This is a genomic window from Nonomuraea composti (assembly GCF_012034275.1).
Lineage (GTDB): Bacteria > Actinomycetota > Actinomycetes > Streptosporangiales > Streptosporangiaceae > Nonomuraea > Nonomuraea composti.
Genome location: NZ_JAATEP010000060.1, coordinates 48,825 through 63,038, shown reverse-complemented (window position 1 = coordinate 63,038; position 14,214 = coordinate 48,825). Strand labels below are relative to the sequence as shown.

Sequence of the window (14,214 nt, the reverse complement as noted above, 5' to 3'; positions counted from 1 at the left end):
TGCCGCACGAAGCCACCGACATCGCGGTGAGACCCGCGAGCAATATGGCCGAGATCCTCTTGAACACGTGGGGGGTTCCCTTCTCATGTGAGCGCTAACAACCCAATTGGGCGCCGGCGCGTCCTGCCTTTCCCCGTACGGCCTCACACCCTGGTCGTGCTGACCCGGGCCACGAACGTGGGCGGCACCACCAGCCGCTCCCGCTCCTGGGGCCCGCCTTCGAGCTGCCGTACGAGCACCTCGATGCTGTGTCTGCCCACCGCGTCGAAGTCCTGCCTGATGGTCGTGAGCGGCGGCGAGAAGAACTCCGACTCGGGAATGTCGTCGAAGCCGACCACACTCACCTGCTCGGGCACCCTCACCCCCTGCTCCGTGAACGCCCGCAGCACGCCCAGCGCCATCTGGTCGTTGGCGACGAACACCGCGGTCACGTTCCTCATGCTCGCCAGGCTGCGGCCCGCCTCGTATCCCGAGCGCGGGCTCCAGTCCCCGGCCAGCGGTCGCGGGGCCTCGCGGCCCGCCTCCTCCAGCGCGGCCCGCCACCCCGCCACGCGCCCTTCGGCCTCCAGCCAGTCGGAGGGCCCCCGGACGTGCCAGACCGTCTCGTGGCCCAGCGACAGCAGGTGCTCGGTGGCGAGCCGGCCGCCCGCGACCTGGTCCACGCAGACCACGGACACCTCCCCCGCCTCGCCGCCCTCGACGGCGACGGTGGGCACCCCGAGCGGCAGGTCGGCCAGGGCCTCGGCGGCCGAGCGCTGCGGCGCGACCACCACGATGCCGTCCACGCCCTGGTCCGCCAGGTAGTCGAGGGCGTCGCGCACGCCGGCCCGGTCGATCGACTTGAGGCTGACGATGCTGACGAAGTAGCCGGCCGCCCTGGCCGCCTGCTCGATGCCGTAGACCGTGCTGGCCGGGCCGTACAGCGTGGTGTCGAAGCTGACCACCCCGAGCGTTCTGGAGTGCTTGGTGACCAGGGCGCGGGCGACGAGGTTGCGGCGGTAGCCGAGCTTGTCGATCGCTTCGAGCACCCGCGTCCGGGTCTCGCTGCGCACGTTCGGATGGTCGTTGAGCACGCGGGAGACCGTCTGATGCGACACGCCGGCCTCTTTGGCCACGTCGGCCATGACCGGCAGGCGGCGCCCCAGGGTGGATCCCACGGCCGTGCTCCTTTCCTGGCTTGGCCCCGACTGTGAACGCTAACAACGTGTGTCGTCAAGAGCTCGCCGCATTACGGTCGGGTTACACAGCGGCCCCTTGACGCCACCCCTGAGCGCTCCCTACGTTGTCGCCGATCGCGGTTGTTAACGCTCACTTGATTGTTAACGCTAACAACATCCGAGGAGCCCCCACTCATGCTGCGCATCGCCTTGTCCGCCCTGCTCTTAGCCGGTCTGCTCACCGCTCCCCCGGTCGCCGCCGCCGCGGCCGACCCCATCCCCGAAGGGGCCGTCGTGGACCAGTTCGACGGCACCACGCTCGGCGCGGACTGGAGCGTGCTCTCGCCCGACGACTCCCGCTGGAGCCTGTCCGGCGGCGCCCTCCACCTCGACACGCTGACCGGCGACACCCACCAGGCCACCAACACCGCCAGAAACCTCTTCCTCGTGGACGTCCCCGACGGCGACTTCGAGGTGGTCGCCAAGCTCAGCGCCCCCGTCGCGCTCGACTACCAGAGCGCGGGCCTGCTCGCCTGGCAGGACTGGGACAACTACGTCCGCGCCGGCCTGGCCCACGTCGGGTTCGCCGGCGGGCCGGTGATCGAGACCGCCACCGAGGTCGGTGCCGCCTTCACCTCCGCCTTCGCCGCCCGGCCCGGCTCCACGGCCGAGGTGCTCAAGCTGGCCAGGACGGGCGACGAGTTCACCTCCTCCTACTGGGACGGCACGGCCTGGGTGCAGGCGTCCAAGCTGAGCGCCGCGATCAAGGTGGGGCAGGTCGGGCTGTTCGGGCTGTCGGCGCAGAACGGCACCTCCATGAGGGCCGACTTCGACTACTTCGCGATCAAGGCGGCCGAGGGGGCGGCCGTCGTGCCGGAGGGGTCGTTCACGCTGCGGGCGGCGGCGCTGCCGTACCTGTCGGCCGACCGCTCGGGTATCGTGCGGGCCTCGGCCAAGGCGCCCATGACGGCGCTGATGCTCACCGCCGAGCCCGGCGGCGACGGCGTCAGGCTCAAGGAGTCCGGCAGGTACCTGGAGGCGACCACGCCGGTGCGGCTCGGCGGGAACGGCTCGGTCTTCCAGATCAAGGACGCCGGCGGCGGCAAGGTCACCGTGACCTCCGGCGGGCAGGGCCTCGCGATCGCCGGCGGGAAGCTCGTCATGGGGGCGGACCCCGCCAAGTTCCGGATCGAGGGCTACACCTCGGGCAAGCTCAGCGTGGACACCGGGGCCAAGGGCACCAAGGTCAGCCCCGACCTGTACGGCGTCTTCTACGAGGACATCAACCACGCCGCCGACGGCGGCCTCTACGCCGAGCTGGTGCAGAACCGCTCGTTCGAGTTCAACTCCGTGGACGAGCCCTCGTACACGGGGCTGACCGCGTGGAGCAAGGCCGAGCGCGGCGCCACCGTCACCCCCGCCGTCGCCGGCGAGGACCCGCTCAACCCGAACAACCGCACCTACCTGCGGCTCGACGTGACGGGCCAGGGCACGGCCGGGGTGCGCAACGCCGGCTTCAACCGCGGCCTGCCGCTCGTCAAGGGCGAGCGCTACGACTTCTCCGTCTGGGCCAGGCGCGCCGAGGCGGGCCCCCTCACGATCACCGTCGAGGACGGCTCCACCGTGCTCGGGACGATGACCGTGCGGGTCAAGGCGGGCGGCTGGGCCAAGTACCGGGCGTCGTTCACCGCCTCGGGCACCACCGACGCGGGCCGGCTCGTCGTCCAGGCACCCGCCGGGCGGACCGACCTGGACATGGTCTCGCTGTTCCCCCGCCGCACGTTCAAGGGGCACGGCATGCGGGCCGACCTGGCCCAGCTGATCGCCGACCTCAAGCCGCGCTTCCTGCGCTTCCCCGGCGGCTGCGTCACCAACGTCGGCACCTACGACCCGTACGCGGAGACCGGCGATCGCCGCCGCATCTACCAGTGGAAGGAGACGATCGGCCCGGTCGAGGAGCGGCCCACGAACTTCAACTTCTGGGGCTACAACCAGAGCTACGGCATCGGCTACTACGAGTACTTCCAGTTCGCCGAGGACATCGGGGCCGAGGCGCTGCCGGTGCTGTCGGTCGGGGTGAACGGCTGCGGCGAGAACCGGCCGCTCACCGACGAGGCCAAGCTGGCCCGGTGGGTGCAGGACACCCTCGATCTGATCGAGTTCGCCAACGGGCCGGTCACCTCGACGTGGGGCAGGAAGCGGGCCCAGCTCGGGCACCCCAAGCCGTTCGGGCTGGAGTACATCGGGCTCGGCAACGAGGAGATCTATCCGGAGTTCTTCACCAACTACCCGAAGTTCGCGAACGCGATCAGGGCCAGGTACCCCGACATCAAGATCATCAGTAACGCGGGGCAGACCTCGCAGGGCGCCTGGTTCGACCGCATGTGGCAGTTCGCCCGCGACCAGAAGGCCGACCTCGTCGACGAGCACTACTACAACAACCCCGACTGGTTCCTCGCCAACAACCACCGCTACGACACCTACGACCGCGAGGGGCCGAAGGTGTTCGTCGGCGAGTACGCCTCCAGGGGCAACACGTTCTCCAACGCGCTGGCCGAGGCGTCGTACATGACGGGGCTCGAACGCAACTCCGACGTGGTGCGGCTGGCCTCGTACGCGCCGCTGCTGGCCAACGTGGACTACGTGGACTGGACGCCGGACCTGATCTGGTTCGACAACGACGAGGCGTACGGGTCGCCGAGCTACCACGTCCAGCGCCTGTTCTCCACGAACGCGGGCGAGCGCGTCGTGCCCAGCACGTTCGAGGGCGAGGGCAGGCCCGTCGAGGACATCAAGGGCGCGATCGGGCTCGGCGCCTGGAACACCGCCGTCCGCTACGACGACGTCAAGGTCACCGCCGCCGACGGCACCGTGCTCCTGTCGGACGACTTCTCGGCCGGCGCCGGCAGGTGGACGCCCGGCCCGGGCACCTGGGCGGTGCAGGACGGCGCCTACGCGCAGAGCGCGCAGGTCGAGGACGCCCGATCCACGGCCGGCTCCGCCGACTGGTCGAACTACACGATCGAGGCGACCGCCCGCAAGACGGCGGGCGCCGAGGGCTTCCTGCTCATGTTCGGCGTCCGCGACACCGGCACCTTCTACTGGTGGAACGTCGGCGGCTGGAACAACACCCAGTCCGCCGTCGAGAAGGCCGTGGGCGGCGGCAAGTCCTCGATCGCCACCTCCTCCACCACCGTCGAGACCGGCCGCGACTACCACCTGAAGGTGCGCGTCAGCGGGCGCCGGATCACGACATGGCTGGACGGGCAGCAGGTCAACGACTTCGTCGACAGCTCCCGCGTGGAGCCGCTGTACCAGGTGGTCTCCAGGGACGGCAGGTCGGTGACGCTCAAGGTGGTCAACGCGCAGGACACCGCCGTGCGCGGCAGCGTGGACCTCGGCTCCGCGCGGTTCCGGCCGACGGCCACGGTCACCACGCTGACCGGCGCGCCGTCGGACACCAACTCGATCGCCGACCCGGACCGGGTGGCGCCGGTGCGGCGGCAGGTGAGCGGCTTCTCCTCGGCCTTCACCTACGACTTCCCCGCCTACTCGGTGACGTTCATCGAGCTGACCGAGCGCTGACCTCGCGGGGGCGGGCGTCCTTCCCGGTGCCCGCCCCCCATGAGCCTTACACCGGGACGACGCGGAAGTGCGTCGTCACCCGCCCCTCGTCGTCGAACACGTGGAAGGCGATCAGCGGCGGCAGGGCGTAGTCGGCGCAGTTGTCCAGCCGCGTGCCGCCCTCCCACGGCAGCTTCATCGTGGACACCACCCCGCCGCCCACCAGCATCGGCCGCCCCGCGAACGTGCCTGCGGCGGCCGTGTGCGCGTGCCCCACCAGCACGGCGGGCACCTGGGCCCGCCCCGCCAGCAGCGACTCCAGCCGCTCGGGCGCGCGCAGCCGGATCGGGTCCACCGGGCCGTGCAGGAGCACCGGCGGGTGGTGGAAGGCCACGAACACCGGCAGGTCCGCGCCGTCCAGCACGCCCTCCAGCCAGGTGAGCGTCTCCTCCGCCAGCTCCCCCTCGCTCCGGCCGGGGATCGAGGAGTCGCACATCGCGTAGACCGCGCGCCCGGTGCGCAGCACCTGGTTGATCGGCCCGTCGGCCGGCTCCTCGCCCAGCAGCGACCGGCGGAACTCCCGCCGGACGTCGTGGTTGCCCGGGCCGACCAGGACGGGATGGCGCGAGGCGAGCACCTTGGCCGCCTCCTCGTACTCCTCCCGCTCGCCGTGGTCGGCGATGTCACCGGTGACGAGCACGGCGTCGAGGTCTCCGGGGAGGGCGTCGAGATACCGCATGACGGTGGTGGCGCGGGCGACGCTCTCGGGGGTGGCGCCGATGTGGATGTCGCTCACGTGAGCGATCACGATCATGAGGCTCGGTCCTTCCTGCTCCGGCTGCTCACCCACCGTAAACCCGGGGACCGGCCCAGAGGTAAGGTCCAGTTCCGTGCGCGAGGATTGGGCCGGTTCCGGGGTGGACCTGCACCTGGACCTGCATCTGGAGCTGCCCGCCCGGGGCGGGCGGCGGCGGGCGCTGGAGGAGGCGCTGCGGCGGGCGGTCAGGGAGGGGCGGCTGCCGCACGGCACCCGCCTGCCCTCCAGCCGCGCGCTGGCGGCCGAGCTGCGGCTGTCACGGGGGACGGTCAGCGCGGCGTACGACCAGCTCGTCGCCGAGGGCTACCTGACCACGCGCCCCGGCTCCGGCACGGAGATCGCCCCCACCCATCCCCCCACCCATCCCCCCGCCCTGCCCCCGAGTGTCGTGGCCGAGCCGGAGGCCGCTCCGGTGCACGACCTGCGGCCCGGGCAGCCGGACCTGTCCGCGTTCCCGGCGCGGGCCTGGATGCGGGCCACCCGCCACGTGCTCGACACCGCGCCCGCCGCCGTCCTCGGCCCGTGCGACCCGCGCGGCCGGATCGAGCTGCGCACCGCGCTCGCCGCCTACCTCGCCAGGACCCGCGGCGTCCTCACCACGCCCGACCTGATCGTGGTCACGACGGGCTTCGTCCAGGCGATCAACCTGCTCGCCCAGGTCGTCGAGGGCCCGTTCGCGATGGAGGATCCGGGCCACGACTTCTACCGCGACGTGGTGCGCAGGGCCGGGCGCGAGGTCGTCCCGCTGCCGGTGGACGAGCTGGGCGCGCGGACCGGCACCCTCACTTCGGACGTGGCCGCCGCGGTCGTCACGCCGGCCCACCAGTACCCCATGGGCGTCCCGCTGCACCCGTCCCGCCGCCTGGCCCTGCGCGAGTGGGGCGGGCTGGTCGTCGAGGACGACTACGACGGCGAGTTCCGCTACGACCGCCAGCCCGTCGGGGCGTTCCAGGGCACGGCGCCGGAGCGGGTCGTGTACTGCGGCACCACGTCGGAGTCCCTGGGCCCCGGCCTGCGGCTGGGCTGGATGGCGGTGCCGCCCGCGCTGATCGGCCCGCTCACGGAGGCCAAGCGGTACGCCGACGCGCACACCGAGGTGCTCGGCCAGCTCGTCCTGGCCCGGCTGATCGAGACCCACGCCTACGACCGCCACATCCGCGCCGCCCGCCTGCGCTACCGCCGCCGCCTGGAGCTGCTGCGCGCCCGCCTGCCCCATGCCTGCCTGCCGGGCGTCGCGGCCGGTCTGCGCGCGCTCCTCCTGCTCCCCCCGGGCGGCCCGCCGGAGGCCGAGGTGCTGGCCGCGTGCGAGCGCGCCGGCATCGCCCTGCGCCCGGCCTCCCCGCTCTGGCACGGCGAGGGCCGCGACGGGCTGCTCATCGGGTACGCCGCCCCGTCCGAACGCGCCTACCCCCGCGCGCTCGAGGCGCTGGCGGGCACTCTGGCGCGCTGGGAACCGCGGGCCCGCCCCGCACGTTCTACACAGTGAGCGCACGATGGCGAAGGAGGGACATGGGCTGGCACTACCGCAAGTCAATCAAAGTGGGGCCGTTCCGGATCAACCTGTCACGGCACGGCGTAGGCCACAGCTTCGGCAATCGGCGCTTCCACGTCTCCACCACCCCCGACGGCCGCCGGCACGTGTCGGTGCACCTGCCCGGCGGGTTCCACCTCGGCAAGACGTTCGGTGGCAAGCGCTACCACTACTGACCCTCGGCGGTCGGCAGACCGCTTGAGATAGAACGGGCCGGAGGCGAAAGCCTCCGGCCCGTCCCCTTCCCTAGGCCCCGCCCCTGCGGACAAAGTGGGCGGATGAGCCCTCACATGACACCTGAGGAGTTCCGCCGCCACGGCAAGCAGGTCGTCGACTGGATCGCGGACTACCTCGCCGGCATCGAGACCCACCCCGTGCTGTCCCAGGTGAAGCCGGGCGAGATCCGGCAGGCCCTGCCTGCGTCGCCGCCCGAGCGCGGGGAGCCGTTCGAGAGCGTGCTGTCGGACCTGGGACGCATCCTGCTGCCCGGCATCACGCACTGGCAGCATCCGAGCTTCTTCGCCTACTTCCCCTCCAACGCCAGCGGCCCGGCCATCCTGGGCGACCTGCTGTCCAGCGGGCTGGGCGTGCAGGGCATGCTGTGGGTGACCAGCCCCGCGTGCACGGAGCTGGAGACGGTGGTGGTCGACTGGCTGGCCGAGCTGATCGGGCTGCCGGAGCGCTTCCGCACGGACGCGGCGGGCGGCGGCGTCATCCAGGACTCCGCGTCGAGCGCGTGCCTGGTCGCGCTGCTGGCGGCGCTGCACCGGGCGAGCGGCGGCCGGGTCGCGGCCGAGGGGATCGACCGGCGCTACACGGTGTACGTGACGTCGCAGACGCACTCGTCCCTGGAGAAGGCGGCCCGGATCGCCGGGCTGGGCGCGGCCGGCGTGCGGGTCGTGGACGTGGATCCGCGCACGCTGGCCATGGACCCGTCGCACCTGCGCCGGCTGCTGGCCGAGGACGTGGCCGCGGACGCCGTCCCCGCGATGGTGTGCGCCACCGTCGGCACCACCTCCACCACCGCCGTCGACCCGGTGCCCGCCATCGGGCAGGCGTGCCGGGAGCACGGCGTCTGGCTGCACGTGGACGCCGCCTACGCCGGGGTCGCGGCGATCTGCCCCGAGCTGCGGTGGCTGAACGACGGCGTGGCCGAGTACGCGGACTCGTACGCGACCAACCCGCACAAGTGGCTGCTGACCACCTTCGACTGCGGCGTGCTCTGGACCGCCGACCGGGCCCCGCTGGTGGGCGCGCTGTCGATCCTGCCCGAGTACCTGAGGAACGCCGCCACCTCCTCCGGCTCGGTCGTCGACTACCGGGACTGGCAGGTGCCGCTGGGCCGCCGGTTCAGGGCGCTGAAGCTGTGGTCGGTGATCCGCTGGTACGGCGCCGAGGGGCTGCGGGAGCACATCCGCAAGGGCGTGGCACTGGCGGCGGAGCTGGCGGAGCAGGTGGGCACGGACCCGGGGTTCGAGCTGCACGAGCAGCACCCGCTCGGTTTGGTGTGCTTCCGCCCGCTGTGGCCCGGCCTGGACGCGGCCGCGGCGGACCGGGCCACGCTGCGGCTGATGGAGCTGCTGAACGCGAGCGGGTCGATGTACCTGACGCACACGAAGATCGCCGACCGGGTGGTGCTGCGGCTGGCCGTCGGGGCGGCGGCGACCGAGCGGCGGCACGTGGAGCAGGCGTGGGCGCAGATCCGCTGGGAACGCCAGGCCCTGGCCGCCACCCTCCCCTGACGGCTAGTGCCCGTAGCGTTCGACCAGCTCGGCGCCGATCCTGGCCAGCTCGGCGCGTACCTCGTCGGGCTCCTCCACCTCCACGCGCGCGCCCCATCCGGCGAGTTGCTCGGCGATCGTCAGCGCCATCGGCGCGGCCACGCGCGCCCGCACCCGCCCGTCCGCCGCCTCCCCCAGGCTCTCGCAGTGGCGGCCGAAGTGGTCGCGCAGGATGGGCAGCAGCCGGGCGGGGATGAGCACGGTCGCGGAGACGGTGGAGCGGCGCCGCTCCATCTCCTCGACGACGCCCGCCCAGGCCCGCGACAGCTCGAACCCGTCCGGCCGCTCGAACTCCTCCTCGGTCACCTCGGCCGCGGCGATCCGGTCCACGCGGAACGTGCGCTGCCCGCGCTCGGTGCCCGCCAGCAGGTACCAGACGTCGTCCTTGTCCACGAGCCCCCAGGGGTCGACCAGGCGTTCGGTGCGTTCGCGGTCGCGGCGGCCCTCGTACACGAGCCTGACCCGGCGGCGGCGCACGGTGGCGCGCTGCAGGACGCGCACCAGCTCGGGCCGCTCCTTGTCCGGCTCGCCCCAGCGAGCGGGGTCCACGACCACCGCGCCCGCGGCGGCCTCGGCCTCGTCCCTGAACGTCTGGGGGAGCGCCCGCAGCAGCTTGCGCAGCGCGGACCTGAGCTCGGGCGCGTCCGGCGCGGACGGGCCGGCGAGCAGGAAGAGCGCCTGGGCCTCGTGCGCGGTGAGCCCCGTCAGGTCGGTACGGGCGCCGCCCAGCAGCGACCAGCCGCCGCCCCGGCCCGGCTGGGGGTAGACGGGGATGCCCGCGGCGGACAGCGCTTCGAGGTCGCGCCGCGCGGTGGCCACCGACACCTCCAGCCTCTCGGCCAGCTCGGCGGCGGTCACCCGGCCGCGCGCCTGCATGAGCAGCAGCGCGGCCACCAGTCGATCGGCTCGCATGACCGCCATTCTCCGCGCTGAAGTGCTCATCCGATGAGCACTTACGGCATGGAAAGGCAGGGTCAGTCGTTCTCGCCCTCCACGCGCCGCCCGAACGCCGACAACCCCTGCTCGTGGTGCTCGACCAGCCCCATCCGGCGGTAGAAGGCGTGGTTGGCGGGCCCGTCGGGGGTGGACTCGTGATCGGTCGTCAGCACGAAGTAGCGGCAGTGCGCGTAGCGCTCCATGAGCTGCTCCAGCAGCCGCCGCCCGATGCCCTGCCCCTGGAACTCCTTGTCGACCAGCAGCTCCTGAACGTAGCAGACGACCTCGTCGTCGGACACCGTGCGCGCCAGGCCGACCAGCCGCCCGTCGTCGGTCCTGGCCGCGAGCACGAGGTGCGAGTTCGCCAGCGCCCGGCACACCTTGGCGATGTCGCGGGTCCAGACGGTCCAGCCGACGGAGTCGTACAGGTGGAAGATTTCTGCCTCGTCGAACGAGGTCTCCGCTGCGATGATCACCACGCGGACGACTCTAAGGGGTGGAGCTATGGGGATTCGAACCCCAGACCTCCTCCATGCCATGGAGGCGCGCTACCAACTGCGCTATAGCCCCTTGCGATCAACAAGTGTAACGGAGTTCCGCACCGCTCGTGTCACGCCGCGGGTTTCGTGGTACGTCTTAGGTTTTATGCCGACATTTGAGGATCATCGAAGCCTGCTGGTCGCCGTCGCCTATCGGATCCTGGGCAGCGTGGCCGACGCCGAGGACGTGGTGCAGGAGGCGTGGCTGCGCTGGTCCGGGGTCGACGAGTCGGCCGTGGAGGATCCGAAGGCGTACCTGATCACGGTGACGACGCGGCTGGCGATCGACCGGCTGCGGTGGGCGAAGTCGCGGCGCGAGTCGTACGTGGGGCCGTGGCTGCCGGAGCCGATCAGTACCGCGCCGGACGTGGCCGAGCACGCCGAGCTGGCCGACTCCGTGGAGATGGCGATGCTGGTGGTGCTGGAGACGTTGTCGCCGCTGGAGCGGGCGGTGTTCGTGCTGCGGGAGGCGTTCGACCTGCCGTTCGCGGAGATCGCGGAGATCACCGGGCGCACCGAGGCGGCCACCCGGCAGCTCGCGCGGCGGGCCAGGGAGCACGTGCGGGACAAGCGGCCACGCTTCGACGTGGACCAGGGCGAGCGCCGGCGCATCACCGAGCGGTTCCTGGGCGCCTCCACCGGCGGCGACCTCGACGCGCTGATCGAGCTCTTCTCCGACCAGGTGACGATCGTCAGCGACGGCGGCGGCAAGGCCAGGGCGGCGCTGCGGGTCATCACCGGCGCCGAGAACGTCGGGCGTTACCTGCAGTCGATCCGCACACCGGCGAACATCGCGAAGTTCATGGTCTCGATCGGCATGGCGGAGGTCGAGGGCATGTCGTTCGCGCTGGCCACGCTGAACAACGCGCCCGCCATCGTGATCTCGGCGGGCGGCAGGGTGGTCAGCGTCCTGTCACTGCTGATCAGTGACGGGAAGATCGAGACCATCTACCTGATGGCCAACCCGGACAAGATCGGCCACCTCCAGCCCGCCTGAGCCTCAGCCGCCGCACTCCGTGTGCATGGTGAGCGTGGCGTCGTCGAGCGTCAGCGTCACCCGGACGCCGGCCAGGTCGCCCGTGCGGCTCACGTGCGTGCCGCCGCACGGGATGGTGGCCTCGCCCTCCGGCAGCGAGCAGTGCCACGTGCGGCGGGCCGTCAGCTCGGGGCCCGGCACCTCCACCCGGACGGGCGCGTCTGCGGCCACCCAGGCGGCCAGCCGGTCGTTGACCTCCAGCGCGACCTTCTCCGGGTCGAGGCCGTCGGCGGTGAAGCCCTTCTTGCGCAGCGACTTGCCGAGGCGGTAGACGTCCACGCTGCCGTGCGGGGTGATGCGCGAGGAGGTGATGGCGGCCTGGTCGAAGTCGGGGCGGCCGAGCGAGTCGGGCCGGGTCTCCTTGCGCCAGTGGCCGGCCAGGGCGGCGTTGAGCGCGAGCGCGGCCAGGTGGCAGGCGGTGTGACCGGCGGACAGCGCCGCGCGGTAGGCGGCGTCCACCTCCAGGTCCACCTCGGCCCCCACGGGCAGCGGGGTGTCGGTCACGTGGACGACCAGCCAGCCCCAGCCCTCGTCACCGCGGCGGACCGGGATGCCGGCGCCGAGCAGGATCTCGCCCTCCGGCGAGCGGGCGCCGGTCACGCAGTCGGCGACCGGCAGGCCGCCGATCGTGCCGCGGTCGGCCGGCTGGTCGGGCCAGGTGTGGTCGAGGGGGTGGAACGGGGTCTCGGAGACGACGAGGCCGTGCCGCTCCCCCACCGGCACGGCCTCGACGATCGTGGAGCGGCCGCGGGTGCGGCCGCCGGGGAAGGTGACGAGGGTGGAGTTCACCCCGCCATTCTCTCGTCCTCCAGGTAGCGCTCGCGGCCGGCGTACAGGCCGGTCAGGAGCTGGGCGACGAGCACCACGAAGATCAGCGTGTACGGCACCGCCCACCCGCCGGTGGCCTCGTGCAGCACGCCGACCAGCAGCGGGCCCGCGCCCGAGATGAGGTAGCCGGCGCTCTGCCCGAAGGCGGACAGCGCGGCCGTGGTCTCCGGCGTGCGGGTGCGCAGCGCCAGCATCATCAGCGCCAGCGGGAACGAGCCCATCCCGACCGCGATGAACACGACCCAGACCATCGCCGTCGAGGGGGGCGCGAACCACAGCCCGAGGAACCCGATCACGTAGAAGGCGACGAGCCCGACGACGGTGGGCCGCTGGTCGCGGAAGCGGGAGGCGATCATCGGCACCGCGATGGAGACGGGGATGTTCAGCGCGGTGAACACGCCGAGGATCAGCCCGGCTTCCGAGGTGCTGTAGCCGCTGTCGGTGAGGATGGTGGCGAGCCAGCCGAACATGATGTACGCGATCATCGACTGGGTGCCGAAGTAGATCGCGATCATCCAGGCCAGCTTGCTCTTCAGCAGGCCGCGCAGGCCCGCGTCCCGGCTGCCCGTGTCCCGCTCCGGCTCACTGCGCAGCAGCGCAAGCCACGGAATGGCGGCGACAGCGGCCAGGGCCGCCCACACGCCGAGCGCGATGTGCCAGTTCCCCGACGCGCGCTCGATCGGCACGGTCGCGGCGGCGGCCAGCATGGTGCCGGCGGCCAGGGCCGTGGTGTAGACGGTGGTCATGATCCCGGTGCGGGCCGGGAAGTGGCGCTTGATCAGCGTCGGGATCAGCACGTTGCCGACGGCGCCGCCGGACAGCGCGACCGCGCTGCTCAGCAGGAACACGGGGGCGGAGCCGACCAGCGACCTGACCAGCAAGCCGGCGCCCAGGGTGACCAAGGCGAGCAGCAGCAGCCGGTGCTCCCCGATCCGCCTGGCCAGCGTCGGGGTGATCGCGCCGACGCTGGCGAAGGCCAGCACGGGCAGGGTGGTCAGCAGCCCGGTGCCGACGCTCGACATGCCGAGGCCGGCGGCGAGCTGGTCGAGCAGGGGGCCGACGCTGGTGACGCCGGTGCGCAGGTTGAGTGCGGCGAGGACGATTCCCAGCACGAGGAGCCAGGCCAATGGGGTGGTTCTGCCTCGGGACTCTTGGGCGAGCACGCTCATGAAGGGAAGGTCCTCCATTCATCAAATCATGGGACGAATGCCACCTTAACAGGACCGAAATAGGTATTTATTCCTGGCGGTACAAGGTCAGAGCATGACAAAACCCCCGGAGCCGGGCTCCGGGGGTCTCGCAGACGGGTCCCGCCAGTCGGCGGACGGGGCTCGTCGGTGCAGGTCAGAGGACGGGGCGGGGCGGCTGCCCCGGACCCCCTGGCGTGCCGGGCGTCCCAGGAGTGCCCGGAGGAACCGGCCCGGGAGGCGGCAGCGTGCCGCCCGGCGTCGCGCCGCCGCCGCCGGCCGGCGGGTAGTCGCCCCCCACCGTGCCCGGAGGCACGTTCCCGGCACTGTCGCCGTAGGTGGAGCCGTGCTCGTGCTCGCGCTGGTGCGGCCCCGGCACGTCGCCCCGCCAGCCGCCGGTCTCGCCGCCGCGCGACTCGACGAACGTCTTGAAGCGCTTGACGTCACCGGTCACGCGCATGCGTACGAGCTGCAGCCAGTCGCCCGCCGTCTCGAGGAAGCCCTCGGGGTCGTACTCCATCTGGAGCGTCACCCGGGTCGTGTCGTCGTCGATCCGGTGGAAGGTCACCACGCCGGACTGGCGCGGCTTGTCCAGCGTGCGCCAGGCGATGCGCTCGTCGGGATGCTGCTCGGTGATCTCCGCCTCGAACTCGCGCCTGACGCCGGCGATCTCCGCCACCCAGGCCGTCCGCGTGTCACTGAGCTGCTTGACCGACTCCACGCCTTCCATGAACTCGGGGAAGCTCTCGAACTGCGTCCATTGGTTGTAGGCCACCCTGATGGGGACCCTGACGTCTTCGGAATGTTCGATCGTGCTCATGGGGTCTGCCACTGCCCC

Annotated in this window: 12 protein-coding genes and 1 tRNA gene; 5 read left to right on the top strand and 8 right to left on the bottom strand. The window is 72.1% G+C overall.

What is annotated here, in order from left to right; translation table 11 throughout:
• Window positions 1–143: 143 nt before the first annotated feature.
• Window positions 144–1,124, bottom strand: coding sequence for a LacI family DNA-binding transcriptional regulator (locus HCN51_RS48475; protein WP_080047619.1), 981 nt, complete (start codon window positions 1,122–1,124; stop codon window positions 144–146).
• Window positions 1,125–1,352: 228 nt separating this feature from the next.
• Between HCN51_RS48475 and HCN51_RS48470 the strand changes: the two genes are divergently transcribed.
• The gene (locus HCN51_RS48470; protein ID WP_168018999.1) at window positions 1,353–4,742 is read left to right on the top strand and encodes an alpha-L-arabinofuranosidase C-terminal domain-containing protein; all 3,390 of its coding nucleotides are present in this window, start codon (window positions 1,353–1,355) and stop codon (window positions 4,740–4,742) included.
• Between the two features lie 46 nt (window positions 4,743–4,788).
• Here the strand turns inward: HCN51_RS48470 and HCN51_RS48465 are convergent, their stop codons facing one another.
• A complete protein-coding gene (locus tag HCN51_RS48465) occupies window positions 4,789–5,535 on the bottom strand; it encodes a metallophosphoesterase (RefSeq protein WP_168018997.1) in 747 nt (248 codons plus the stop codon).
• A 76-nt stretch (window positions 5,536–5,611) separates the two neighbouring features.
• Between HCN51_RS48465 and pdxR the strand changes: the two genes are divergently transcribed.
• From pdxR to HCN51_RS48450, 3 genes are all read left to right on the top strand, one after another.
• A complete protein-coding gene (gene pdxR, locus HCN51_RS48460; protein WP_168018995.1) occupies window positions 5,612–7,024 on the top strand; it encodes a MocR-like pyridoxine biosynthesis transcription factor PdxR in 1,413 nt (470 codons plus the stop codon).
• A gap of 23 nt (window positions 7,025–7,047) precedes the next feature.
• Window positions 7,048–7,245: a DUF4236 domain-containing protein gene (locus HCN51_RS48455; RefSeq protein ID WP_168018993.1), complete on the top strand. Its 198-nt coding sequence runs from the start codon at window positions 7,048–7,050 to the stop codon at window positions 7,243–7,245.
• A 114-nt stretch (window positions 7,246–7,359) separates the two neighbouring features.
• Window positions 7,360–8,811: a pyridoxal-dependent decarboxylase gene (locus HCN51_RS48450; protein WP_168018991.1), complete on the top strand. Its 1,452-nt coding sequence runs from the start codon at window positions 7,360–7,362 to the stop codon at window positions 8,809–8,811.
• A 3-nt stretch (window positions 8,812–8,814) separates the two neighbouring features.
• Here HCN51_RS48450 and HCN51_RS48445 read toward each other — a convergent pair whose 3' ends face one another.
• The 3 genes from HCN51_RS48445 to HCN51_RS48435 all read right to left on the bottom strand — a co-directional run bounded on the left by HCN51_RS48445 (window position 8,815) and on the right by HCN51_RS48435 (window position 10,356).
• Entirely contained in the window at window positions 8,815–9,762 is a 948-nt protein-coding gene (locus HCN51_RS48445) for a helix-turn-helix transcriptional regulator (protein ID WP_168018989.1), read from the bottom strand.
• Between the two features lie 62 nt (window positions 9,763–9,824).
• The gene (locus tag HCN51_RS48440) at window positions 9,825–10,265 is read right to left on the bottom strand and encodes a GNAT family N-acetyltransferase (protein WP_206068758.1); all 441 of its coding nucleotides are present in this window, start codon (window positions 10,263–10,265) and stop codon (window positions 9,825–9,827) included.
• Between the two features lie 18 nt (window positions 10,266–10,283).
• Window positions 10,284–10,356, bottom strand: a tRNA-Ala gene (locus HCN51_RS48435).
• Window positions 10,357–10,431: 75 nt separating this feature from the next.
• On the opposite strand from HCN51_RS48435, the gene HCN51_RS48430 reads away from it, so the two are divergent.
• Complete coding sequence (locus tag HCN51_RS48430; RefSeq protein WP_168018980.1) at window positions 10,432–11,322, top strand: RNA polymerase sigma-70 factor; 891 nt, start codon at window positions 10,432–10,434, stop codon at window positions 11,320–11,322.
• Between the two features lie 3 nt (window positions 11,323–11,325).
• On the opposite strand, the gene HCN51_RS48425 is transcribed toward HCN51_RS48430, so the two are convergent.
• The 3 genes from HCN51_RS48425 to HCN51_RS48415 form a co-directional block, all read right to left on the bottom strand.
• Window positions 11,326–12,150 carry an alanyl-tRNA editing protein gene (locus tag HCN51_RS48425; protein WP_168018978.1) on the bottom strand — a complete coding sequence of 275 codons (825 nt, stop codon included), beginning with the start codon at window positions 12,148–12,150 and terminating at the stop codon, window positions 11,326–11,328.
• The gene (locus tag HCN51_RS48420; protein ID WP_346434065.1) at window positions 12,147–13,376 is read right to left on the bottom strand and encodes a CynX/NimT family MFS transporter; all 1,230 of its coding nucleotides are present in this window, start codon (window positions 13,374–13,376) and stop codon (window positions 12,147–12,149) included. Before HCN51_RS48420 ends, HCN51_RS48425 begins: the two co-directional genes overlap by 4 nt.
• A 157-nt stretch (window positions 13,377–13,533) precedes the next feature.
• Window positions 13,534–14,196, bottom strand: coding sequence for an SRPBCC family protein (locus HCN51_RS48415; RefSeq protein WP_168018976.1), 663 nt, complete (start codon window positions 14,194–14,196; stop codon window positions 13,534–13,536).
• Between the last annotated feature and the right edge of the window lie 18 nt (window positions 14,197–14,214).

What these genes read in the sequence shown, in the direction of transcription:
- HCN51_RS48445 (WP_168018989.1), bottom strand. Translation starts at nt 9,762, where the DNA reads ATGCGAGCCGATCGACTGGTGGCCGCGCTGCTGCTCATGCAGGCGCGC.
- HCN51_RS48415 (WP_168018976.1), bottom strand. Translation starts at nt 14,196, where the DNA reads ATGAGCACGATCGAACATTCCGAAGACGTCAGGGTCCCCATCAGGGTG.
- HCN51_RS48430 (WP_168018980.1), top strand. Translation starts at nt 10,432, where the DNA reads ATGCCGACATTTGAGGATCATCGAAGCCTGCTGGTCGCCGTCGCCTAT.
- HCN51_RS48455 (WP_168018993.1), top strand. Translation starts at nt 7,048, where the DNA reads ATGGGCTGGCACTACCGCAAGTCAATCAAAGTGGGGCCGTTCCGGATC.
- HCN51_RS48470 (WP_168018999.1), top strand. Translation starts at nt 1,353, where the DNA reads ATGCTGCGCATCGCCTTGTCCGCCCTGCTCTTAGCCGGTCTGCTCACC.
- HCN51_RS48475 (WP_080047619.1), bottom strand. Translation starts at nt 1,124, where the DNA reads ATGGCCGACGTGGCCAAAGAGGCCGGCGTGTCGCATCAGACGGTCTCC.
- HCN51_RS48465 (WP_168018997.1), bottom strand. Translation starts at nt 5,535, where the DNA reads ATGATCGTGATCGCTCACGTGAGCGACATCCACATCGGCGCCACCCCC.
- HCN51_RS48420 (WP_346434065.1), bottom strand. Translation starts at nt 13,376, where the DNA reads ATGGAGGACCTTCCCTTCATGAGCGTGCTCGCCCAAGAGTCCCGAGGC.
- HCN51_RS48450 (WP_168018991.1), top strand. Translation starts at nt 7,360, where the DNA reads ATGACACCTGAGGAGTTCCGCCGCCACGGCAAGCAGGTCGTCGACTGG.